General features: G+C 64.5%; 20 protein-coding genes. 12 read left to right on the forward strand and 8 right to left on the reverse strand.

What is annotated here, in order from left to right; translation table 11 throughout:
* Nucleotides 1-6 precede the first annotated feature (6 nt).
* Nucleotides 7-1686 (reverse strand): nitrite/sulfite reductase, encoded by a 1680-nt coding sequence (locus tag LJ655_RS04495; protein ID WP_230560054.1) that lies wholly within the window; start codon nucleotides 1684-1686, stop codon nucleotides 7-9.
* A gap of 236 nt (nucleotides 1687-1922) precedes the next feature.
* Here LJ655_RS04495 and LJ655_RS04500 point away from each other — a divergent pair, with 236 nt between their 5' ends.
* The 4 genes from LJ655_RS04500 (at nucleotide 1923) to LJ655_RS04515 (ending at nucleotide 4933) form a co-directional block, all read left to right on the forward strand.
* Nucleotides 1923-2864 (forward strand): CysB family HTH-type transcriptional regulator, encoded by a 942-nt coding sequence (locus LJ655_RS04500; protein ID WP_230560055.1) that lies wholly within the window; start codon nucleotides 1923-1925, stop codon nucleotides 2862-2864.
* 38 nt (nucleotides 2865-2902) lie between these two features.
* Nucleotides 2903-4078: an ABC transporter substrate-binding protein gene (locus LJ655_RS04505; protein ID WP_230560056.1), complete on the forward strand. Its 1176-nt coding sequence runs from the start codon at nucleotides 2903-2905 to the stop codon at nucleotides 4076-4078.
* A 79-nt stretch (nucleotides 4079-4157) separates the two neighbouring features.
* On the forward strand, nucleotides 4158-4571 hold the full coding sequence (locus LJ655_RS04510; protein WP_230560057.1) for a DUF302 domain-containing protein: 414 nt from the start codon (nucleotides 4158-4160) through the stop codon (nucleotides 4569-4571).
* 101 nt (nucleotides 4572-4672) lie between these two features.
* Nucleotides 4673-4933 (forward strand): hypothetical protein, encoded by a 261-nt coding sequence (locus LJ655_RS04515; RefSeq protein ID WP_230560058.1) that lies wholly within the window; start codon nucleotides 4673-4675, stop codon nucleotides 4931-4933.
* Between the two features lie 42 nt (nucleotides 4934-4975).
* Here the strand turns inward: LJ655_RS04515 and LJ655_RS04520 are convergent, their stop codons facing one another.
* The 6 genes from LJ655_RS04520 to LJ655_RS04545 all read right to left on the reverse strand — a co-directional run bounded on the left by LJ655_RS04520 (nucleotide 4976) and on the right by LJ655_RS04545 (nucleotide 11941).
* Nucleotides 4976-6127 (reverse strand): Gfo/Idh/MocA family protein, encoded by a 1152-nt coding sequence (locus LJ655_RS04520; RefSeq protein WP_230560059.1) that lies wholly within the window; start codon nucleotides 6125-6127, stop codon nucleotides 4976-4978.
* A gap of 56 nt (nucleotides 6128-6183) precedes the next feature.
* A complete protein-coding gene (locus tag LJ655_RS04525) occupies nucleotides 6184-7233 on the reverse strand; it encodes a sugar phosphate isomerase/epimerase family protein (RefSeq protein WP_230560060.1) in 1050 nt (349 codons plus the stop codon).
* Nucleotides 7234-7299: 66 nt separating this feature from the next.
* The gene (locus LJ655_RS04530; protein ID WP_230560061.1) at nucleotides 7300-8262 is read right to left on the reverse strand and encodes a substrate-binding domain-containing protein; all 963 of its coding nucleotides are present in this window, start codon (nucleotides 8260-8262) and stop codon (nucleotides 7300-7302) included.
* Between the two features lie 105 nt (nucleotides 8263-8367).
* Nucleotides 8368-9381 (reverse strand): ABC transporter permease, encoded by a 1014-nt coding sequence (locus LJ655_RS04535; RefSeq protein WP_230560062.1) that lies wholly within the window; start codon nucleotides 9379-9381, stop codon nucleotides 8368-8370.
* Complete coding sequence (locus LJ655_RS04540) at nucleotides 9362-10849, reverse strand: sugar ABC transporter ATP-binding protein (protein ID WP_230560063.1); 1488 nt, start codon at nucleotides 10847-10849, stop codon at nucleotides 9362-9364. Before LJ655_RS04540 ends, LJ655_RS04535 begins: the two co-directional genes overlap by 20 nt.
* 3 nt (nucleotides 10850-10852) lie before the next feature.
* On the reverse strand, nucleotides 10853-11941 hold the full coding sequence (locus tag LJ655_RS04545) for a LacI family DNA-binding transcriptional regulator (protein ID WP_230560064.1): 1089 nt from the start codon (nucleotides 11939-11941) through the stop codon (nucleotides 10853-10855).
* A gap of 287 nt (nucleotides 11942-12228) precedes the next feature.
* Here LJ655_RS04545 and LJ655_RS04550 point away from each other — a divergent pair, with 287 nt between their 5' ends.
* The 4 genes from LJ655_RS04550 to LJ655_RS04565 all read left to right on the forward strand — a co-directional run bounded on the left by LJ655_RS04550 (nucleotide 12229) and on the right by LJ655_RS04565 (nucleotide 14626).
* Entirely contained in the window at nucleotides 12229-12882 is a 654-nt protein-coding gene (locus LJ655_RS04550) for a protein-L-isoaspartate O-methyltransferase family protein (RefSeq protein ID WP_230560065.1), read from the forward strand.
* 72 nt (nucleotides 12883-12954) lie between these two features.
* Nucleotides 12955-13278, forward strand: a complete 324-nt coding sequence (locus LJ655_RS04555; protein ID WP_230560066.1) for a rhodanese-like domain-containing protein — start codon at nucleotides 12955-12957, stop codon at nucleotides 13276-13278.
* Nucleotides 13279-13491: 213 nt separating this feature from the next.
* Nucleotides 13492-14325, forward strand: coding sequence for an RNase A-like domain-containing protein (locus LJ655_RS04560; protein WP_230560067.1), 834 nt, complete (start codon nucleotides 13492-13494; stop codon nucleotides 14323-14325).
* Nucleotides 14326-14359: 34 nt separating this feature from the next.
* A complete protein-coding gene (locus tag LJ655_RS04565; RefSeq protein ID WP_329959679.1) occupies nucleotides 14360-14626 on the forward strand; it encodes a contact-dependent growth inhibition system immunity protein in 267 nt (88 codons plus the stop codon).
* A 205-nt stretch (nucleotides 14627-14831) separates the two neighbouring features.
* Here the strand turns inward: LJ655_RS04565 and aptA are convergent, their stop codons facing one another.
* Entirely contained in the window at nucleotides 14832-16163 is a 1332-nt protein-coding gene (gene aptA, locus LJ655_RS04570; protein WP_230560069.1) for an omega-aminotransferase AptA, read from the reverse strand.
* Between the two features lie 401 nt (nucleotides 16164-16564).
* On the opposite strand from aptA, the gene urtA reads away from it, so the two are divergent.
* From urtA to urtD, 4 genes are all read left to right on the forward strand, one after another.
* Entirely contained in the window at nucleotides 16565-17863 is a 1299-nt protein-coding gene (urtA, locus tag LJ655_RS04575; protein WP_230560070.1) for an urea ABC transporter substrate-binding protein, read from the forward strand.
* 164 nt (nucleotides 17864-18027) lie between these two features.
* The gene (gene urtB, locus LJ655_RS04580) at nucleotides 18028-19662 is read left to right on the forward strand and encodes an urea ABC transporter permease subunit UrtB (protein WP_230560071.1); all 1635 of its coding nucleotides are present in this window, start codon (nucleotides 18028-18030) and stop codon (nucleotides 19660-19662) included.
* A 1-nt stretch (nucleotide 19663) separates the two neighbouring features.
* Nucleotides 19664-20863, forward strand: coding sequence for an urea ABC transporter permease subunit UrtC (urtC, locus tag LJ655_RS04585; RefSeq protein ID WP_230560072.1), 1200 nt, complete (start codon nucleotides 19664-19666; stop codon nucleotides 20861-20863).
* On the forward strand, nucleotides 20863-21723 hold the full coding sequence (urtD, locus tag LJ655_RS04590) for an urea ABC transporter ATP-binding protein UrtD (RefSeq protein ID WP_230560073.1): 861 nt from the start codon (nucleotides 20863-20865) through the stop codon (nucleotides 21721-21723). Before urtC ends, urtD begins: the two co-directional genes overlap by 1 nt.
* Nucleotides 21724-21736 lie beyond the last annotated feature (13 nt).

A 21736-nucleotide genomic window follows, 5' to 3' on the forward strand; every position in this document is an offset into this window, starting at 1 on the left:
TCGCGGTTACGCGTGAGCCGGTTGACGCGCGGCGTACACGCGCTCCTTGAACGGCGTGATGCCGATGCGGTTGTACGTATCGATGAAACGCTCGCCTTCCTGGCGGTTTTCCACGAAGGTGTCGATCACTTTCGTCATGACGTCCGGCATTTCCTCGGCTGAGAACGACGGGCCGATTACGCGGCCAAGGTGAGCGCCGGTCGCGCCCGAGCCCTGCTCGCCGCCGAGCGTCACCTGGTACCACTCGGAGCCGTCCTTGTCGACGCCCAGAATGCCGATGTTGCCGACGTGATGGTGACCGCACGCGTTGATGCAGCCCGAGATGTTCAGCGACACGTCGCCCAGGTCGTGCACGTAATCGAGATCGTTGAAGCGTTCCTGGATCGCGAGCGCGATCGGAATCGACTTGGCATTCGCGAGCGAGCAGAAGTCACCGCCCGGGCACGAGATGATGTCGGTCAGAAGACCAACGTTCGGCGTCGCGAAGCCTTGCGCTTTGGCCTTTTCCCACAGTGCGAACAGGTCGCGCTTCTTCACGTCGGCGAGAATCAGGTTCTGTTCGTGCGACACGCGGATCTTGCCGAACGAGTATTCGTCGGCCCAGTCGGCGACGGCGTCCATCTGCACGTCGGTCGCGTCGCCCGGCGCGACCGTGGCCGGCTTCAGCGACAGCGTGACCGACGCATAGCCCGCGACCTTGTGCGGACGCACGTTACGCTCGACCCAGCGCGCGAACGCGCGATTTTCCAGCAGATGCTTTTCGAACGACGTATCGGTGTCCGGCAGCTTCTCGTAAGCGGGCGGCGCGAAAAACTGCGTCACGCGATCCACTTCGGCCTGCGTCAGCGTCGACGGACCGTCCTTGAGGTGTTGCCACTCTTCCTCGACCTGCGCGGAGAACTTCTCCGGCGAGAGCGCCTTCACGAGGATCTTGATACGCGCCTTGTACATGTTGTCGCGGCGGCCGTAGCGGTTGTACACGCGCAGCACGGCTTCGCAGTAGGTCAGCAGATGCTGCCACGGCAGATCGCGGCGGATGATCGCGCCGACGATCGGCGTGCGTCCCAGACCGCCGCCCGCCAGAATGTCGACCACCAGTTCGCCCTGCGCGTCCTTCCTCAGATACACGCCCATGTCGTGGATCTGCACCGCCGCGCGATCTTCCTTCGAACCCGACACGGCGATCTTGAACTTGCGCGGCAGCCAAGCGAATTCAGGATGGAACGTCGACCATTGACGCAGGATCTCGGCCCACGGGCGCGGATCGACCACTTCGTCGGGTGCGACGCCGGCGAATTGGTCTGCCGTGATGTTGCGGATGCAGTTGCCCGAGGTCTGAATGCCGTGCATCTGCACGGCGGCGAGCTTGCGCAGGATTTCCGGCGTTTCCTCGAGCTTGATCCAGTTGTACTGGATGTTCGAGCGGGTCGAGAAATGGCCGTAGCCGCGGTCGTGTTCGCGCGCGATCTGCGCGAGCACGCGCATCTGGTCACTGCGCAGGTTGCCGTACGGAATCGCGATGCGGTGCATGTATGCGTGGCGCTGGTAGTACAGGCCGTTCTGCAGACGCAGCGGACGGAATTCCTCTTCGCTCAATTCGCCCGACAAGCGGCGGCGAACCTGATCGGCGTATTGCGCGACCCGTTCATCGACGATGGTCTGGTCGTACTGATCGTATTGGTACATTCGGGGGCCCCAATTATTCGAAACTTCGCGTGACTCGCGGCGGTCCGGCGTCCCGGTTTGCGCCGCGGCTCGAGTATCCGTGTTTGTCAGCTATGGCAAGCGAGCGTTTAGACCCATCGCTCATTTGCTTATAACAAATACAGATATCCATATTGAAAAAGATGGACAGATCGTAATAAACTCGCCTTATATTTCAAACGACTAAAAAATTCTTTTTATATGCGGCGAGGTTATATATGAACCTGCACCAATTTCGCTTCGTCCGCGAGGCTGTGCGTCAGAATTTCAACCTCACCGAAGCCGCCAAGGCACTGTATACAAGCCAGCCTGGTGTCTCGAAGGCGATCATCGAGCTGGAGGACGAACTCGGCGTCGAAATCTTCACCCGCCACGGCAAGCGCGTGCGCTCGCTGACCGAGCCGGGCCGCATCATATTGCAATCGATCGAAAAAATCCTGCAGGAAGTGGAAAGCCTGAAGCGGGTCGGCAAAGACTACGCGGCGCAGGATCAGGGCAACCTGACGATCGCCGCGACCCACACGCAGGCGCGCTACTCGCTGCCGGGCGCGATCGCCGAGTTCAAGAAGCGCTTCCCGAAGGTCCACCTTTCGATTCTGCAAGGCAGTCCGACCCAGGTCGCCGAAATGGTGCTGCACGACCAGGCCGACCTCGCGATCGCGACCGAAGCGATCTCCACCTACAAGGATCTGGTGTCGCTGCCCTGCTTTCAGTGGCACCACGTTGCGGTGATGCAGCCGGACCATCCGCTGCTCGAGCGCAAGCTGCTGTCGCTGGACGACCTGACCCTGTACCCGCTGATCACCTACGACAATGCGTTCGCCGGCCGCACCAAGATCAACGAGGCGTTCCGCCTGCGCGGCCTGCACCCGGACATCGTGCTCGAGGCGATCGATGCGGACGTCATCAAGACCTACGTCGAACTGGGCCTCGGCGTCGGCATCATGGCCGACATCGCGTTCAACGGCGAGCGCGACCGCCATTTGCGCGCGATGCCGGTCGGCCATCTGTTCGGCAGCAACGTGACGCGCGTCGCGCTGAAACAGGGCGCGTATCTGCGCAGCTACGTGTACACGCTCGTCGAGCTGCTCTCGCCGAGCCTGAACCGCAAGCTGATCGAGCAGGCGCTGAAGGGTGAACACGAAATCTACGAACTTTGAAACGCATCCGAACCGCTTCTCGCCACGGAGACCTTCTGATGAAGTCGCATAACAATAAGGTACGAAACACGCGGCGCGCCCTCACGGCCGCCATCGGCGCGCTGCTCGTCGCCAGCGCCGCGCACGCCGACCTGAAAGTCGGCATCGATCTGTCGAGCACCGGTCCGGCCGCCGTGATCGGCATCACGAGCAAGAACGCGATGCTGATGTGGCCGCAGACGATCGCGGGCCAGAAAGCCGATTACATCTTCCTCGACGACGCCTCCGACCCCGGCAACGCCGTGCGCAACATTCGCAAGCTGATCAACGAGGACCACGTCGACGTGATCGTCGGCCCGAACATCACCCCGGCCGCGATGGCCGCGCTCGATCCGGTCGCCGAAAGCCAGACGCCGATGATCACGCTGATCGGCTCGGCAAGCGTCGTCGAGCCGCAGGAAGGCAAGAAGATCTGGGCCTACAAGATGGCGCAGACTGATAGCGCGATGGCCGACGTGATGACGCGCTACATGTCGAACCACAACGTGAAAACGGTCGGCTTCATCGGTTTCGCGGATGGCTACGGCGAAAGCTGGCTCAACGAGTTCAGCAGGTTCGCGGCGCTGCGTCATATCCAGCTCGTCGCGACCGAACGCTACAACCGCACCGACGCGAGCGTGACCGGCCAGATCCTGAAGCTGATGGCTGCAAAGCCCGACGCGATCCTGATCGCGGGCGCGGGCACGCCGACGGTGCTGCCGCAGCGCACGCTGATCGAGCGCGGCTACAAGGGGCCGATCTATCAGACGCACGGCATCGCGACGCCGGAATTCATCAAGCTCGGCGGCAAAGACGTCGAAGGCACGCTGTTCCCGACGCAGCCGGTCGTCGTCGCGCGCACGCTGCCGGGCGATCATCCGTCGAAGAAGGCGGCGCTCGCGTTCGTCGACGTGTACGAGGCGAAGTACGGCCCGGGCAGCGTCACGCAGTTCGCGGGCGATGCGGCAGGCGTGCATCCGCGCCTGCAGGACGCCGTTGCACGCGCGCTGAAGACCGCGCAGCCGGGCACGCCGGCGTTTCGCGACGCATTGCGCAACGAGCTCGAACACGCGCACGAGCTGGTCGTGCCGAACGGGGTCGTCAATACGAGCCCGAAGGATCACGTCGGCCTCGATCAGCGGGCAAGCGTGATGGGCACCATCAAGGATGGCAAGTTCGTCTATTTGAGCCAGTAACGCCCGTATCGGGACGTCGATGAGGTCACGCCGCGCCGGCCAACGCCTACACTGCAGTGGTCCACGTCACCTTGGAGGCATGATGACCAACGCTTCGATTTCAGGGAACGCCGGCGCCGGCATCGTCACCGTTGCCAGCGCTCATTCGGGCGACGCGACCGCTGGGCGTCTTCAAACGTTGCTTCTGGAGCGAGGGTTGACGCTTTTCGCGTGCATCGATTTCAGCGGCGACGCCGAGCGCGCGGGACTTGCGATGCCGTTCAGCCGGCTCGTGATCTTCGGCAATCCCAAAGCCGGCACACCGTTAATGCAAGTCGCGCCGACGGCCGCGCTCGACCTGCCTCTCAAGGTGCTCGTCTGGGAGGATGCGAACGGCCGTGCATGGCTATCGTTCAACTCCGCGGACTATCTTCGTGAGCGCCATGGCCTGCCGCAGGAGTTGATGAAGCCGGTGAGCGGTGTGGCCGCCCTCGTGGAGGCGGCCGCGCGCTGATCCGCTGCCCCGCCCGGGAACATCGCCGGCATCTTCGCCGCCACCGTCATCAGAATTGTTAAAGTAATGCTCTGATCAACCCGCAGCCCGCCGTTCCCAACATGCGCACCACCCGAGCCATCCACGCCGTCGAGCGCCTGAAAACGCGCACCGGCAACCCGCGCTTTGCCGCGATCAGTCTGTCCGGCGGCCTGTTCTATCTGGTCGATAAATCGAGCGGGGTCGACAAGAAGGTGTCCGAGCCGCTGACGCTCGATGACTTTGTCACATTCGTCGACGCCTACGGCCCGCAGAAACCGCGCAAGGCCAGCAAGCTCGATATCGCATTTGAAGCGCAGATCAGAAAGAGCAAGGGCGGTTGACGCTTCGGGAGCTTCGCGGGCTCTGCGCTCGATTTCGACGCTTCACGCGCGTTCGATCTCCACCCACCGCCCATCCGCCGCACTGCTTTTCAGCACCGCTTCGATGAATCGCAAACCGTGGACGCCATCGTCCACCGTCGTCAACAACAGACTCTCCGCCGGCGGCGCGCGACCCTCGTTTAACGCATCGATCTGCAACGCCGCGTCCTTGTACAACTGCGCAAACGCTTCCAGGTAGCCTTCCGGATGCCCGGCCGGCACGCGCGTCGCATGCGCGGCGACCGGGCTTGTCACGCGCGCGCGCGTCAAGCGCTCGGCAGCGCCGCCCAGCGGCGTGAACCACAAGGCGTTCGGCTCCTCCTGATCGAACGCGAGCCCCGCCTTCGTGCCATACACGCGCAAGCGCAGCGCGTTCTCCGCGCCGCTCGCCACCTGGCTCGCCCATAACATGCCGCGCGCGCCGTTCGCGTAACGCAGCATCGCCTGCACATGATCGTCGATGCGGCGCCCCGGCACGAACGTGTGCAGCTCCGCCGCCAGCGCCCGCGGCATCATCCCCGTCACGAAAGCGGCTAGCTGATACGCATGCGTGCCGATATCGCCGAGGCATCCGGCCGGCCCCGCCAACGCCGGATCGGTACGCCAGCCCGCCTGCTTGTTCGCGCCGCCGGTTTCGACCGGCTCGGCGAGCCAGTCCTGCGCATATTCGACCTGCACGACGCGCAGCTCGCCAAGCTCGCCCCGTTCGACCAGCTCGCGCGCATGCCTGACAAGCGGGTAGCCCGAATACGTGTGCGTCAACGCAAAGAGCCGTTTCTTTGACTGCGCGAGCTTCGCGAGCGCTTCGCCTTCCGTGAGCGAGACTGCGAGCGGCTTGTCGCAGATCACATGAATGCCCGCTTCGAGAAACGCCGTCGCGACCGGCGCATGCAGATGATTCGGCGTGACGATCGCAACCGCGTCGATGCCGTCGCCGCGCGCGGCCTCCGCACGCGCCATTTCGCGCCAGTCCGCATAGCTGCGCGGAATGCCCGCTTCGGCGGCGCTCGCCCGCGCGCGCTCGGCATCGGACGACAACGCGCCCGCCACCAGTTCAAAACGATCGTCGAGCCGCGCGGCGATCCGGTGTACCGCGCCGATGAACGCGCCCTGCCCGCCACCGACCATGCCCAGTCTGAGTTTTCTTCGCTGCATCGCTTGCACTCCCATGCGTTGCGCGTGCCGTTGCGCCGGCTGCCGCTACACCTCGCTCAGATGCCCAGCACACTTTTCAGTTGCGCGGCATCGACTCCACTGCCCGCGAAGTCATCGAAAGCATGCTCGGCCACGCGGATGATGTGCCGCCGAATGAACTCGGCGCCTTCGCGCGCGCCGTCGTGCGGATGCTTCAACGCGCATTCCCATTCGAGCACGGCCCAGCCCGGAAAATCGGACTGCGCCATCTTCGAGAAGATCGCGCCGAAATCGATCTGCCCATCGCCGAGCGAGCGAAAGCGCCCCGCGCGTTCGACCCAGCCGCTGTAGCCGCCATACACGCCTTGCTTGCCGGTCGGACGAAACTCCGCATCCTTCACATGAAACGCCTTGATGCGCTCGTGGTAGATATCGATGAACGCGAGGTAGTCGAGCTGCTGCAGCACGAAGTGGCTCGGGTCGTACAGGATGTTCGCGCGCGGATGCTGTTTGACCGCCGCGAGAAAACGCTCGAACGTCACGCCGTCGTGCAGGTCTTCGCCCGGATGCAGTTCGTAGCAGACATCGACGCCGGCCGCGTCGAACGCATCGAGAATCGGCGTCCAGCGGCGCGCAAGTTCGTCGAACGCAGCTTCGACGAGACCGGCCGGCCGCTGCGGCCACGGGTACAGATACGGCCATGCGAGCGCGCCCGAAAACGACACGTGCGTGCTCAGGCCCAAACGATGCGACGCCTGTGCCGCGAGCTTCATCTGCGCGATCGCCCATGCCGTGCGCGCCGCCGGATCGCCGCGCACGTGCGGCGCGGCGAAGCCGTCGAATAACGTGTCGTAAGCCGGATGCACGGCGACCAGTTGCCCTTGCAGATGCGTCGAGAGTTCGGTGATCGCAACGCCTGCGTTTTCCGCGCTCTCACGCAGCTCGTCGCAATACGCGTCGCTCGCGGCCGCTTTCTCGAGATCGATCAGGCGCGGATCGCACGGCACCTGGATGCCCTTGAAACCGAGACCCGCCGCCCAGCCCGCGAGATGCGCGAGGTTGTCGAACGGCGCGTCGTCGCCCATGAACTGAGCGAGAAAAATCGCCGGGCCTTTGATGGTTTTCATCGTATGTTCCTCGAACTGTGCGCGCGGGCCGCGCCCGCGCGCGCTACACGATGCGAACGGAGCCGCTCAGAACGGCGAATCCGGGAAATAGAACTGCTGCGCGTTCTCCTTCGTGATCAGCACCGACGGAATGATCGTCGTGGGCGGCAGCTTGTCGCCTTTGAGCCGCGCTTCGGCCGTCAGCTTGATCGCGTCGTAGATGAATTTCGGCGAGTACGACACGTCGGCCCTGATCATCGGCGCGCCGTCCATCACGTTCTTCACCATGCCTTTCGAGCCCGCGCCGCCGAACACGATCTTGATGTCGTTGCGCTTCGCCTGATCGATCGCCTTCAGCACGCCGACCGCCATGTCGTCGTCGGCGGCCCACACTGCATCGATGTGCTTGAAGCGCGTCAGATAGTCCTGCATCACCTTGAACGCGTCGTCGCGATTCCAGTTCGCGTACTTCGCGTCGAGAATCTTGATGTCCGGATAGTTCTTCATCACGCCGGTGAAGGCGGTCCAGCGCTCGTTGTCGAGCGTGGTTGGAATGCCGCGCAGCGCGACGATGTTGCCCTTGCCGTCGAGCGCCTTCGCCAGATACTCGGCGGGGATCTTGCCGAACGCGGTGTTGTCGCCCGCCACATAGGCATCCTGCGCGCTCGTGTTGGTCAGGCCGCGATCGACCACCGTCACATATATGCCCTTTCGCTTCACCTGCTCGACGGGCTGTGTCAGCGTCGCCGATTCGTACGGGAAGATCACGAGCGCGTTGATCTTGTTGACCGTCACGAGGTCCTGCAACTGGTTCGCCTGCTCGGGCGCGTTGGCCGCGGTCTTCACGATCACTTTCAGGTCGGGATGCGCCTTCTCCATGTCTTCCTTCGCCTTGTTCGCCCACCAGACGATGCCGCCGGTGAAGCCGTGATCGGCCGTCGGAATCGCGACGCCCAGCGTGACCTTGTCGTCGGCACGCGCCGCGCCGGTCGTGCCCAGTATCCCCAACGCCAGCATGCCGGCGCCGATCGCTCGAATGACTTGCTTCATGGTGTGTGTCTCCAATCATGAGGCGTTCGCTCGCCCCGTTTTTCCGGACCTGCCGTTGGTTTACCGCGCCTGCATTGCTACGTCTTCTTCACTGCACTCGCGCCGCTAACGCCGCCCGCGCTGCACGAACGCGACGAAAATGATCACCACGCCCTGCACCGCCGCGTTCAGATACACGCTGATGATGCTGGTCAGGTTCAGGATGTTCGCGATCACCGAAAGCAGGATCGCGCCGATCACGGTGCCGATCACGCGTCCCTCGCCGCCCTTGAGCGCCGTGCCGCCCACGACTACCGACGCGATCGCTTCGAGCTCCCACAGAAGGCCCGTGGTCGGTGTGGCGGCCCCGAGGCGCGGCACGTAGAGCACCGTGGCCACGCCTACGCAAATCCCGAGCAGCACATAGGTGACGATCTTCACCGTATCGACGCGAATCGCCGCATAACGCGCGACCTGTTCGTTCGAACCGATCGCCTGCACGTGCCGGCCGAACGCGGTGCGATTGAGGATCAGCGCGCCGCCCGCCGCGACCACGAGAAACACCCAGATCGGCACCGGTACGCCGAACAGGCTCGCGTAATAGACGGGGCCATAGAGATTGGATAACGAATCATTGAGCGTCAGCGCGCCGCCATCGGCGAGCCATGTGAGCACCGCTCGAAAAATGCCGAGCGTGCCGAGCGTGACGATGAACGGCTCGATGCGCCCTTTGGTGATCAGCAGCCCATGCGCGCAGCCGAACAGCGCGCCGAGCGCGAGCGCCGCGACGATCCCGATCGTCACGATCATGAGCGGCGGCAACGCATGGCTGGCCGCGCCGGCCGCGAGCCCGTTCATCAGCCAGATCATGATGCCCGCGATCAGCGCGGCCATCGAGCCGACCGACAGATCGATGCCGCCCGAAATGATCACGAAGGTCATGCCGACCGCGATGATGCCGATGAACGACGTGCGCGTGAGTACGTTCATCAGGTTGTCGAGCGTCGCGAAGTCGCGATTGAGCAGCGTGCCGACGATGCAAAGCAGGATCAGCCCGGCGAGCGGCCCGAGCGTGTAGAGCCGCTGCGCGACGCGCAGCGCGCGGCGTGATTGCACGGCCTCAGTGGGTGCCGGTCGCATGAGCGATCAACTCCTCTTCGGTCAGATGCTCGAGCGTCAGCGTCGCTTGCAGGCGTCCCGCGCGCATCACGGCGACGCGATGGCACAAGCCGATCAGCTCGATCAGTTCGGATGAAATGACGATCACCGCGCGGCCCTGCGCGGCGAGACGATGAATCAGAAAGTAGATGTCGCGCTTCGCGCCGACGTCCACGCCGCGCGTCGGCTCGTCGAGCACGATCACGTTCGGGTCCGGCTGCAGGAACTTGGCGAGCGCGAGCTTCTGCTGGTTGCCGCCCGACAGCATGCGCGCACGGCCCGACAGGTCGCCCGTGCGAATGCCGAATTCGCCGACGGCCTTCTGCAAGGCCGCGCGCCCCGCTCTCATGTCGAGCAGCGGATGCGCGTAGCGTTCGAGCGTCATCAAGGTGACGTTGTCCTGCAGGCTCAGATCGACGTGCAGGCCCTTGCCCTTGCGGTCCTCGCTCAGATACGTGAGCCCGTGGCGCATCGCGTCGCGCGGATTCTTCAGATCGACGGGCCGGCCCGCGATTTCAATACTGCCGCCGGTGCGTTTGCGCAAGCCGATGATCGCCTCGAACGCCTCGGTGCGGCCCGCGCCGACCAGACCCGCGAAGCCGAGCACCTCGCCCGCGCGCACTTCGAAGCTCAGGTCCTCGACCCAGCCGGGGACCGTGAGGCCTCTCACACGCAACGCGACCGGCGTGTCGGCGCAAACCGTGAGCTTGTCGGGAAACATATCGGACACGTCGCGCCCAACCATCAGGTTCGCCATCTGCTGACGCGCGAGCCCCGCCGTCTCGCCGCGCGCGACGAAGCGGCCATCGCGCATCACGATCACTTCGTCGGTGATGCGCTCCACTTCGTCGAGCTTGTGCGAGATGTAGACGATCGTCACGCCGTCGGCCTTGAGCTTCAGCATCAGGGCGAAGAGCCGTTCGGTTTCGGCGGGGGTCAGCGTCGCGGTCGGTTCGTCCATGATCAACAGGCGCGCGCGGCGCGACAGCGCCTTCGCGATCTCGACCATCTGCTTTTCCGCGACGATCAGCTCGCGCACCTTCGTGTCGGGCGCGCGCTCGAGCCCGACCTGCGCGAGATAGCGCGCGGCCTCGCTGCGCATCGAGGCATCGTCGACGAACCAGCCGCGCCGCTTCTCGTGGCCGAGGTACATGTTCTGCGCGATCGTCAGATGCTCGGCGAGGTTGAACTCCTGGTGGATCAGCACGATGCCCTGCGCCTCGGCCTCGCGCGAACCGGTGAAGCGCTGCGCGTGACCGTCGACCAGAACGCTGCCCGACGTTGCCGTTTCGTAACCCGCGAGAATTTTCATCAGTGTCGACTTGCCCGCGCCGTTCTCGCCGAGCAGACCGTAGATGCGGCCAGGCGCGAGTTCGAAGCTCACGCCGTGCAGCACGCGCACGGGCCCGAACTCTTTGCGGATGTCGTCGAAGCGGATCGCGAGGCTCATGGCTCAGGCACTCCCGCGAATCACGAGACGATGCGGCAGCAGCACGCCCGGCACGTTGGCCTGCGGATTCGCGAGGCGCTGCAGCAACAGACGCGCGGCGGTTTCGCCGAGTTCGCGCATCGGCTGCGCGATGGTCGTGAGCGGCGGATCGATCTGCGCGGCGAGCGAGATGTCGTCGAAGCCGGCCACGGCGACGTCGGCCGGCACGCGCTTGCCGACGCTGCGCAAGCCATGGATCACGCCGATCGCGAGCGTGTCGGACACCGCGAAGATCGCGCTCGGCGCGTCCGGCCGCTGCATCAAGCGGGCCGCGGCCGATGCGCCCGCTGCGTAATCGAGGCTGTTCAGATTCATGCGCCAATGCGGATCGGGCGCGATGCCCGCGTCCCGCATGGCGTCGAGGTAGCCCTGCTGACGCTGGCGCGCATACAGATAATCGACATCGGAATTGATGAGCCCAATGCGCCGGTGGCCGCGCGCGAGCAGATGGCGCACCGCGTCGCCCGCCGCGCGATAGTTGTCGATGCCGACGTACGGCACGCCCATCTCCGGATCGAACTCGCAGCACGCGACCCACGGCAGCGCCTGCGACGCTTCGCCTAGCGCCTGCTGGATCGTCGCCGGGTCGAGGCAGATCGCGCCGTCCGCGCGGCGGCGGCGCAGCATGTCGAAATAGCTGCGCTCGCGCCCCGGGTCCGCGCCGGTGTCGCACAACAGCATGAAATAGCCGTGCTGACGCGCGACGCTGTCGATGCCGCGCACGATCTCCGCGTAAAACGGATTGCCGAAGTCCGGCACCATCGTCAGCAGCAGGCGGCTTTCGGCGGTGCGCAGATTGCGCGCGAGCTCGTTCACGCGGTAGCCGCTCGCGTCGATCGCGGCGAGCACCTTGTCGCGCGTGGCGGCCCGCACGTTCTCGTGGCCGTTCAGCACGCGCGACACCGTCGCAACCGACACGCCCGCCTGCTCGGCGACGCCGGCAATCGAGGCCCCGTCGGCCGCGCGCGGCGGCCGCCTCTGCGACTGAGGCTGAAGTTGACTGCCCGCGCCGGACAACGGGGCCGGCGACGCTCGGGACGGCGTTCGGGACACGCGACCTCGCAGCGAAAATGTAATCGATTACATTTTTTGGCGATGGCGATGCGAATCGCAAGGACGAATCGCTAGGGATTAACACGGGGGCGGCCCGGCCAGGCGCTTGTCCGCGGCCGTCCGGAGCGAGTCGGCCATTTGGTACAATCCCGCAGTTTCCCTGACGCGGCTTGCAATGCGAACGCCTTGCCCGAAGCCGAGGCCGCTGGCAGCTGCCGGCGCCGGATCAGGGCAAAAGTCAGCGGCAGCCGCCGCCCGCTCGCCAAACCAAAACCGCCGAATCCACCATGAACATCGAGCAAGCGCGTTTCAACATGATCGAACAGCAGATCCGCCCCTGGGAAGTGCTCGACCAGGACGTGCTGAATCTGCTGTCGATCGTCAAACGTGAGAATTTCGTCCCCGCCGCTTACCGCGACCTCGCCTTCGCCGACTTCGAAGTGCCGCTGCCGGCCGGCCAGCATATGCTGGCGCCGCGCGTCGAGGCGCGCGTGCTGCAGGAGTTGGCGGTGAAGAAGCACGAAAGCGTGCTCGAAATCGGCGCGGGCTCGGGTTACATGGCGGCGCTGCTTGCGCATCGCGCGCAGCACGTGCTGACGATCGACATCGAACCGGAACTGGCCGAGTTCGCGAAGAGCAACCTGATCTCCAACGGCGTGCTGAACGTCGAGGTCGCGACCGGCGACGCCGCGCGCGGCTGGAGCGGCGCGGCGCCGTACGACGTGATCTGCGTGTCGGGCGGTCTGCCGGTACTGCCGCAGGAAATCCTCGAACAGCTGAAGGTCGGCGGCCGCCTCGCGGCGTTCGTCGGCGTCGCGCCGGTGATGAAGGCGCAAATCATCACGCGCATCGACGAGAAGCAATACCGCATCGCCGACGTGTTTGAAACCTATGTCGAGCCGCTGACCAATGCTGTACAGCCTGCGCGGTTCAAGTTCTGAGCCGCTTTCCGAAACGCGTTATCGATCCGGACGGCGCACTTGCCGCCGTTCTCCGAACTGGATGTCCCGCTGATGCAAAACCTGACCGCTCCGGCACTCGCCGAATGGCTCGCCGATACCTCGCGCCCCGCACCGGTACTGCTCGACGTGCGCGAGCCGTGGGAACTGCAAACGGCGTCGATGCCCGGCATCGTGTCGATCCCGATGCGCGAGATTCCGGCTCGCAGCGAAGAGCTCGATGACGACGCGCCGATCGTCTGCATCTGCCATCATGGCGCGCGCAGCGCGCAGGTCGCGATGTTCCTCGAATCGCGCGGACACACCAATGTGTTCAATCTGCAGGGCGGCATCGACGCGTGGTCGCGTCAGGTCGATCCTTCGGTTCCGACTTACTGAAATTCACCGCGAAGGTAGCGCATTGAAACGGCGCAAGGGCTGATGGTCCTTGCGCCGTTTTTCTTTTCGGCTTTCGTATCAGCCGGAATGGTGACGCAAACCGCACAGATCGACGCATGACCGCAATGGGAGCCTGAAATCATCCGTCGCCCATTCCATAGCCTGTAGCCGCCTGCTAGTTTGGCTGTCCTAACAGCTACAGAGGAATACGGAATGTCGTATCAACAGGATTCGGACGGCGTGCGCGTTGTGCTCAGTGCGCCGCAGCTCGCCGCAGTGCTCACCCGTCAGTCGATCAGCCAGACGGAAATGCTTTCCAACCGGCTCTGGGGCGGCTTGCGACTCGTCGGCGGCCTGCTGGAAATGGTCGGAGCCGGGGCGCTGTGTGTGATGCCAGAGCCGACGATGGCGAGCAAGGCCGGGTGCATCGTGTTCGGCGCACATGGTTCTGACACGGCGGCGGCGGGGCTGCGTCAGGTGTGGACGGGACGCGATACGGCCACGCTGACCCAGCAGGGCACGGCGAAGCTGGCCGAGGCGATGAAGGCCAGCCCTGACATGGCCAACAATATCGGCCTGTCGCTCGACATGGTCGTGCCGTTCGGGTTCGCCGGCTCGATCAAGGCCGCGCGCGTCGCTGGTGTCACGATGGGCCGAATCAGGCTGATGGATCACGAAGCGAAGGCCGGGAGCCGGATTGGTGGCCATACATTCGAGAAGCACGTAGGCCGTACTGAAGCGCAGTTGCTCGAAAGACTTAGACTTGAGCCGCGTCGAAAAAGAGTGTCGTCATTCACGAACCTTGAACGGGCAGAATGGGCAATATCAGAAGTAATGCGCATCGATACTGCTCGAATACGGAATTGGGCGAAGTCCTCTGGTAGCGGCGGCCCGCTCACACTGATCCAGCGCGTGGCGGGTGATGTCGGCTATGGAATAACGAGGGAGACAGGAAAATTGACGCGGATGAATGAGGTTGTAGTTGTCTTGAAATATCAAACATATAATGGAATACCCTATTACATTCTTACTGCCTATGTGGGATGAAGGAAATATTATGCTGTCAAGCCGCTACCCCAAGATGTATCAGTTGTTTGGCGCATATCTCAACCAGGATTTCGATTTATGGGGAGATACGATTCCTGAAGTTGTCTCGTGCTATAAGAGGGATTGCCCACGGGAGAGTCACCTTGAAATGATCAATGAAATAAATTCATTCATGAGCGAACACCTGGACGACCTGGATTCGGCGTTCGAAAAGGATTATGGTCAAGATTTTGATCCGGAATTATGGGGTTACACGACGACCTCATTTCTTCACGAGTTGAAACGTCTACTAAGCGAGTAGCCTGTTTCTCACACTGCGCTCGTGCGGATTCACGCCACCCGGCGAATGCCCCACCCGCCCACGAATCGAATTCGAGGTGTTCGAGGACGGGCATAGGGAAGTGTCCTGTTTTGTCGGGTACGAAGACATCGAAGGCGGCGCGGAATCGATCGACTCAATCATTGCCCATGGATCAGCTCGCGCGGCCTTCGCGTGCGCCCTCCCCCTACACCGTCTCCCTCAACACCTCCGCCACCGTCCCAAAGATCTCCTCGATCTGCGCTTCATCGACAATCAGCGGCGGCGAGAACGCGAGAATATCGCCGGTATAGCGCGTGAGCACGCCCTTCTCGTAGCAGCGCACGAACACGTCATAAGCGCGCGCCCCCGGCGCACCATCGCGCGACGCCAACTCGACGCCGCCCACGAGCCCCAGGTTGCGCACGTCGATCACATGCGGCTCGCCGCGCAGCTTGTGAATCGCGCGTTCGAACACCGGCGCCATTCGCGCGGCGCGGTCGAACAGCTGCTCGCGCTCGTACAGATCGATGGTCGCGCAAGCGGCGGCCGCCGCGATCGGATGCCCCGAATACGTATAGCCATGAAACAGCTCGATGCCGCCCGGCGCTCCACCCACGATCGTGTCGTGAATCTTCGCGCTCGCCGCGACCGCACCCATCGGCGCCGCGGCGTTGTTGGTGCCCTTGGCCATCGTCAGCAGATCGGGCGTCACGCCGAAGTACTGCGCGGCGAACGGCGCGCCGAGGCGTCCCCAGCCGGTGATCACTTCGTCGAAGATCAGCAGGATGCCGTGCTTGTCGCAGATCTCGCGCAGACGCTGCAGATAACCTTGCGGCGGAATCAGTACGCCGGTCGAACCCGCCACCGGCTCGACGATCACCGCGGCGATCGTCGATGCATCGTGCAGCGCGACAAGCCGCCCCAGCTCGTCGGCCAGCTGCGCGCCCCACGCGGGCTGCCCCTTCGAAAACGCCGCTTCCTTCAGATTCAGCGTATGCGGCAAATGATCGACCGCCGGCAGCAGCCCACCTGAAAACGCCTTCCGATTCGGCGCAATACCGCCGACCGAAATCCCGCCGAAGCCGACGCCGTGATAACCGCGCTCGCGCCCGATCAGCCGGGTGCGCTGCCCTTCGCCTTTCGCGCGGAAATAGGCAAGCGCGATCTTCAGCGCGGTATCGACCGCTTCGGAACCCGAGTTCGCAAAAAAGATGTGCTTCAGATCGCCCGGCGTATGACGCGCGATTTTCGTCGCTGCCTCGAAGGCCTTCGGATGCCCCATCTGGAAGGTCGGGGCGAAATCCATTTCCGCGGCCTGCGCCTGCACAGCCGCCACGATCTCATCGCGGCAATGGCCCGCGTTCACGCACCACAAGCCCGCCGTGCCGTCGAGCACGCGGCGGCCATCGTGGGTCGTGTAGTACATCCCCTTCGCGCTAGCGAGCAGGCGGGGCGCGCTCTTGAACTGACGGTTCGCGGTAAAGGGCATCCAGAAAGCGGACATATCGGGTGGGCTGACGGCGGCGCGTTCGCTCATGTCGGGTCTCCTTGTTCTGTCTCCGTGGTCTTTCAGTGTAGGCAGAGCGCACGCCATGCACAAAGACGCAGCGCACTCATGCCGCCCATGCACCGCCGAAGCACCGCGTGCGCCCCCGGCGGTTCGCTGGCGGCGAGGCACGCTTCGTCGCGGCGCGACGCGCACCCGAACGAGGCGCGGCGCGCGCGGCTGCACCAGTTTTGCGCCGCTGCATCGGTCGAGCGGCGCCCTGGGCCCCTCGCCGATAACCGCGCCAACGCAGGCATCCGGCGCCATGCAAGTCGAATACGCCGCATGGCATGTGCCTTGCAGTAGACGAGCGGGAAGTCGTGCGAGCTCAGCCTGGCTGGCTGAAATTGACGCTCATAAACAGTGACCACCAATGACAAGGGGAAAAGCACATGAAACGTCGCAGTCTCTTGAAGTTCGGCTCCATGTCCGGCGCGCTCGCGCTCGCGGGCCGCATTCCGTTCGCGCACGCGCAATCCGATAGCGGTCCGATCAAGGTGGGCATCCTGCATTCGCTGTCCGGCACGATGGCGATCTCCGAGACGTCGCTGAAGGACACCGCGTTGATGACGATCGCCGACATCAACAAGAACGGCGGTGTGATGGGCCGCAAGATCGAGCCGGTAGTCGTCGACCCCGCGTCGAACTGGCCGCTGTTCGCCGAGAAGGCGCGCCAGCTTCTGACGCAGGACAAGTGCGCGGTCGTGTTCGGCTGCTGGACCTCGGTGTCGCGCAAATCGGTGCTGCCGGTGTTCGAGGAGCTCAACGGTCTGCTGTTCTATCCGGTGCAGTACGAAGGCGAGGAGATGTCGCGCAACGTGTTCTACACCGGCGCCGCGCCGAACCAGCAGGCGATCCCCGCGACCGAATACCTGATGAGCGCCGAAGGCGGCGGCGCGAAGCGCTTCTTCCTGCTCGGCACCGACTACGTGTATCCGCGCACGACCAACAAGATCCTGCGTGCGTTCCTCAAATCGAAGGGCGTCCAGGAAACCGACATTCAGGAGGTCTACACGCCGTTCGGCCACAGCGACTATCAGACCATCGTCGCGAACATCAAGACCTTCTCGCAAGGCGGCAAGACCGCGGTGATCTCGACCGTGAACGGCGATTCGAACGTGCCGTTCTACAAGGAGCTCGGCAACCAGGGGCTGAAGGCGTCGGACGTGCCGGTCGTGGCGTTCTCGGTCGGCGAGGAGGAATTGCGCGGTATCGATACGAAGCCGCTCATCGGCAATCTCGCGGCCTGGAATTACTTCATGTCGTTGCGCAACCCGGCCAACGAGAAGTTCAAGAAGCAATGGGCCACGTGGGTCAAGGACAACAACTTGCCGGGCGGCTCGAAGCGCGTGACCAACGATCCGATGGAAGCGACCTTCGTCGGCATTCACATGTGGAAGCAGGCAGTCGAGAAAGCGAAAAGCACCGAGGTCGACAAGGTGCGCGTCGCGATGGTCGGGCAGACTTTCGCTGCGCCGTCGGGCTTCACGCTGGAGATGGACGGCAACCACCATCTGCACAAGCCGGTCATGATCGGCGAGGTGCGCGCGGACGGCCAGTTCAACGTCGTGTGGCGCACCAAGGGACCGATTCGCGCGCAGCCGTGGAGCCCGTTCATCGCCGGCAATGCGGGCAAGCCGGACGTGGTCAGCTCGATTCCCGCGTTCCTGCGGCGCTCGCGAGTCGCATGACGTCTCGGCTCGAGCCTCGCAGCGGTTCGCGGCGGCAGTGCGGCGCGCGGTTGGCCGCGCCCGCCGATGCGCGGCCGCGCCACGCTGAAGGTGGGGCGGCGGCTCGCGCGGCAGCGTCGCCGACCTGATCGGCTCATCGATTCAACCCAGCGCAAAAGGCCATCATGGCGTTTTCATTTCCGACTTCCGTTCGGCCACGCGGCGCGGCGCTCCTGCTGCCGCTCGCGATACTGCTCGCCGCCGTGTCATCCGGCGCGTTCGCGCTGACTCAGGCCGACGTCGCGCCGCTCGCCGGCGACGACTTCGAGGCAAAGTCCGCCGCGATCGACAAACTGATCGCCACGCACGACACCGCATCGCTCGCAGTGCTCAAGGCACTCGCCGACGACAGCGCGCTCGCCACCGACGCGGGCAAAGTGCTGCTGCAGGACGGCGACGCCACACGCGATGCCGTCACCGGTCAGCCCGTCACCGCGAGCGACGCCCAGCCGGTCACGCTGAACAACCTGCTGCGCTCGAAAGTAACGGGCGCGCTGTCGGGCCTTCAACTCGCCTCGCCCGACCAGGCGACGCGCGCAGCCGCCGTCGATGCGCTGCTGCAGAACCCCGATCCGTCGCTCAAGCCGCTCGTCGACGCGGCGCGCGCGAAGGAGACCGATCCCGTACTGAAGAAACGTCTCGACACGCTGTGGGCGATGAGCGCCTTGCACGACCCCGATGCGGCGAAGCGCCTCGAAGCGGTGCAACTGGTCGCGGCGCGTCACGACCTCGATATGAACGAACTGCTGCGCCCGCTAGTCGCGAAGAAAGCCGACGGCACCTTTGCCGAAAGCGACGAGCGCGTGCGCGCGGCCGCGCAAAGCGGCATCGAAGCGCTCGATGCGATCCAGCGCCGCAGCCAGATTGCGGGCACGCTGTTCGCGGGGCTGTCGCTCGGCAGCGTGCTGCTGCTCGCCGCGCTCGGCCTCGCCATCACCTACGGGCTGATCGGCGTGATCAACATGGCGCACGGCGAATTCCTGATGATCGGCGCGTACGCGACGTATGTCGTGCAGAACCTCTTTCAGCGCGTCGCGCCTGACCTGTTCGACTGGTATCCGCTCCTCGCGATACCGGCCGCGTTCGTCGCGGCGGCGCTGGTCGGCATCGTGCTGGAACGGCTGGTGCTGAAGCACCTCTACGGCCGTCCGCTCGAAACGCTGCTGACCACCTTCGGCGTGAGCCTGATCCTGATTCAGGCCACCCGCATGCTGTTCGGCGCGCAGAACGTACAGGTCGTCAATCCCGCGTGGATGAGCGGCGGCGTCACCGTGCTGCCGAACCTGATCCTGCCGTACAACCGGCTCGCGATTCTCGCGTTCTCGCTGATCGTCGTCGCCATCGCGTGGGCCGTGCTCACGCGCACGCGGCTCGGTCTCTTTGTTCGCGCGGTCACGCAGAACCGCCGCATGGCCGCCTGCGTCGGCGTGAAAACCGCAAGCGTCGATTCGTATGCGTTCGCGTTCGGCGCGGGCATCGCGGGGCTTGGGGGCTGCGCGTTGTCGCAGATCGGCAATGTCGGGCCCGATCTGGGCCAAAGCTACATCATCGATTCGTTCATGGCGGTCGTGCTCGGCGGCGTCGGCCAGCTTGCGGGCACGGTGCTCGGCGGCTTCGGCCTCGGGCTCGTCAGCAAGGCGATCGAACCGTTCTGGGGCGCGGTGCTCGCGAAGATCGCGGTGCTCGTGCTGATCGTGCTGTTCATCCAGAAGCGTCCGCAGGGCATGTTCGCCTTGAAGGGCCGTAGCGCGGAGGCGTGAGATGACATCCGCTTCTTCATCGGCAAACCCTGGTTCCCCAGCGTCGGCGCGCGCCGGTGCCGCCGGTGCCGCTGGCGCGCGCGAGTCCAACACCGGCTTCGCGCTCGGCCTGCCGCCGCGTCCCGCGTTGCTGTCGCCTCGCGCGTGGCTCGCGCTGCTTGCGCTCGTCATCGTGTTCGGCCTCGGCGTGCCGTTCGCCGCGCTCGTGATTCCGCAGACGAGCGCATTGCATCTGTCCGCGTACGCGATGACGCTGACCGGCAAGTTCATGTGCTACGCGATCGCGGCGCTCGCACTCGATCTCGTGTGGGGCTACTGCGGCATCCTGAGTCTGGGTCACGCCTTGTTCTTCGCGCTCGGCGGCTACGCGATCGGCATGTACCTGATGCGAGCGATCGGTCGCGACGGCAAGTACGGCAGCGATCTGCCCGACTTCATGGTGTTTCTCGACTGGCACCAGTTGCCGTGGTTCTGGCACGGCACGCAGCATCTCGGCTACGCGCTTCTGCTCGTCGTGCTGGTGCCTGCCGTGGTCGCGTGGGTGTTCGGCTTCTTCACGTTCCGCTCGCGCGTGAAGGGCGTCTATCTGTCGATCATCACGCAGGCCATGACCTTCGCCGCGATGCTGCTGTTCTACCGCAACGAAACGGGCTTCGGCGGCAATAACGGCTTCACCGACTTCAAGCGCATCGCCGGTTTTCCGATCACGCATCAGGGCACGCGCGCCGCGTTGCTGCTGATCACCTTCGCGGTGCTGATCGCCGCGTTCATCGGCGCGCGCGCGATCGTCACGTCGAAGCTGGGCCGCGTCGTGACCGCGGTGCGCGACGGCGAAACGCGGCTGATGTTCCTCGGCTACAGTCCGCTCGCGTACAAGCTGTTCGTGTGGACGGTGTCGGCGGTGCTGTGCGGCATCGCGGGCGCGCTCTATGTGCCGCAGGTCGGCATCATCAATCCGGGCGAGATGTCGCCGGGCAACTCGATCGAAATGGCGATCTGGGTGGCGGTCGGCGGACGCGGCACGCTGATCGGGCCGATCATCGGCGCATTCGCGGTGAACGGCGCGAAGAGCTTTTTCACGGCGAACTTTCCGGAATACTGGCTGTTCTTCCTCGGCCTGATCTTCGTGCTGGTACCGCTGTTGCTGCCCAACGGCATCATGGGTCTGGCCGATCTGCTGACGCGCAGGAGGAACCGCTGATGAACGAAAACCCGATGGTTCCCGATCTGGACTTGCCCGAAGCGCCGGGGCGGTCGTTGAGCGGCGTCGCGAGCATGGGGCACGCGGTCGTTTCCGGCGAGATCGACGTCTCGCATGGCACGATCCTCTACCTCGAAGACGTGACGGTCAGCTTCGACGGCTTTCGCGCATTGAACGCGCTGACGCTCGCGATCGACGTGGGCGAACTGCGCTGCATCATCGGCCCGAACGGGGCGGGCAAGACGACGATGATGGACGTGATCACCGGCAAGACCGCGCCCGATCACGGCAAGGTGTTTCTCGGGCAGTCGATCGATCTCACGCGCATGATCGAACCGTCGATCGCGCGCGCCGGGATCGGCCGCAAGTTTCAGAAGCCGACCGTGTTCGAGCAGCATCCCGTGTGGGAAAACCTCGAACTCGCGATGAAGACGGACAAGGGCTGGTGGGCGTCGCTGCGCGCACGGCTCGATCGCGATGCGCAGGCGCGCATCGAGGAAACGCTCGCGCTGATCGGGCTGGAGAGCGAAGCGCGTCGGCTCGCCGGCGAGCTCTCGCACGGCCAGAAGCAACGCCTCGAAATCGGCATGCTGCTGATGCAGCAGCCGGCGCTGCTGCTGCTCGACGAACCCGCCGCCGGCATGACCGACGACGAAACGATGCAGCTCGCGGAGTTGCTCAACCACCTGCGCGGCACCTGCTCGATGATGGTCGTCGAGCACGACATGGAGTTCGTCGCGGCGCTCGCGGGCGACACGGGAAAGGTCACGGTGATGGCCGAAGGGCGCGTGCTCGCGCACGGCACGCTCGACGACGTCAAGCGCGACGAGACGGTGATCGAGTCTTATCTTGGCCGCTGAGCGCGGCAGCGCA

This window comes from Paraburkholderia translucens, from assembly GCF_020881035.1.
GTDB classification, from domain to species: domain Bacteria; phylum Pseudomonadota; class Gammaproteobacteria; order Burkholderiales; family Burkholderiaceae; genus Paraburkholderia; species Paraburkholderia translucens.

Excerpts from the sequence above, each read along its gene's own strand:
- aptA (WP_230560069.1), bottom strand. The coding sequence starts at position 16,163 with ATGAGCGAACGCGCCGCCGTCAGCCCACCCGATATGTCCGCTTTCTGG.
- LJ655_RS04500 (WP_230560055.1), top strand. The coding sequence starts at position 1,923 with ATGAACCTGCACCAATTTCGCTTCGTCCGCGAGGCTGTGCGTCAGAAT.
- LJ655_RS04560 (WP_230560067.1), top strand. The coding sequence starts at position 13,492 with ATGTCGTATCAACAGGATTCGGACGGCGTGCGCGTTGTGCTCAGTGCG.
- LJ655_RS04550 (WP_230560065.1), top strand. The coding sequence starts at position 12,229 with ATGAACATCGAGCAAGCGCGTTTCAACATGATCGAACAGCAGATCCGC.
- LJ655_RS04530 (WP_230560061.1), bottom strand. The coding sequence starts at position 8,262 with ATGAAGCAAGTCATTCGAGCGATCGGCGCCGGCATGCTGGCGTTGGGG.
- LJ655_RS04495 (WP_230560054.1), bottom strand. The coding sequence starts at position 1,686 with ATGTACCAATACGATCAGTACGACCAGACCATCGTCGATGAACGGGTC.
- urtA (WP_230560070.1), top strand. The coding sequence starts at position 16,565 with ATGAAACGTCGCAGTCTCTTGAAGTTCGGCTCCATGTCCGGCGCGCTC.
- LJ655_RS04535 (WP_230560062.1), bottom strand. The coding sequence starts at position 9,381 with ATGCGACCGGCACCCACTGAGGCCGTGCAATCACGCCGCGCGCTGCGC.
- LJ655_RS04505 (WP_230560056.1), top strand. The coding sequence starts at position 2,903 with ATGAAGTCGCATAACAATAAGGTACGAAACACGCGGCGCGCCCTCACG.
- urtD (WP_230560073.1), top strand. The coding sequence starts at position 20,863 with ATGAACGAAAACCCGATGGTTCCCGATCTGGACTTGCCCGAAGCGCCG.
- urtB (WP_230560071.1), top strand. The coding sequence starts at position 18,028 with ATGGCGTTTTCATTTCCGACTTCCGTTCGGCCACGCGGCGCGGCGCTC.
- LJ655_RS04510 (WP_230560057.1), top strand. The coding sequence starts at position 4,158 with ATGATGACCAACGCTTCGATTTCAGGGAACGCCGGCGCCGGCATCGTC.
- LJ655_RS04515 (WP_230560058.1), top strand. The coding sequence starts at position 4,673 with ATGCGCACCACCCGAGCCATCCACGCCGTCGAGCGCCTGAAAACGCGC.
- LJ655_RS04555 (WP_230560066.1), top strand. The coding sequence starts at position 12,955 with ATGCAAAACCTGACCGCTCCGGCACTCGCCGAATGGCTCGCCGATACC.
- urtC (WP_230560072.1), top strand. The coding sequence starts at position 19,664 with ATGACATCCGCTTCTTCATCGGCAAACCCTGGTTCCCCAGCGTCGGCG.
- LJ655_RS04520 (WP_230560059.1), bottom strand. The coding sequence starts at position 6,127 with ATGCAGCGAAGAAAACTCAGACTGGGCATGGTCGGTGGCGGGCAGGGC.
- LJ655_RS04565 (WP_329959679.1), top strand. The coding sequence starts at position 14,360 with ATGTATCAGTTGTTTGGCGCATATCTCAACCAGGATTTCGATTTATGG.
- LJ655_RS04540 (WP_230560063.1), bottom strand. The coding sequence starts at position 10,849 with ATGAGCCTCGCGATCCGCTTCGACGACATCCGCAAAGAGTTCGGGCCC.
- LJ655_RS04525 (WP_230560060.1), bottom strand. The coding sequence starts at position 7,233 with ATGAAAACCATCAAAGGCCCGGCGATTTTTCTCGCTCAGTTCATGGGC.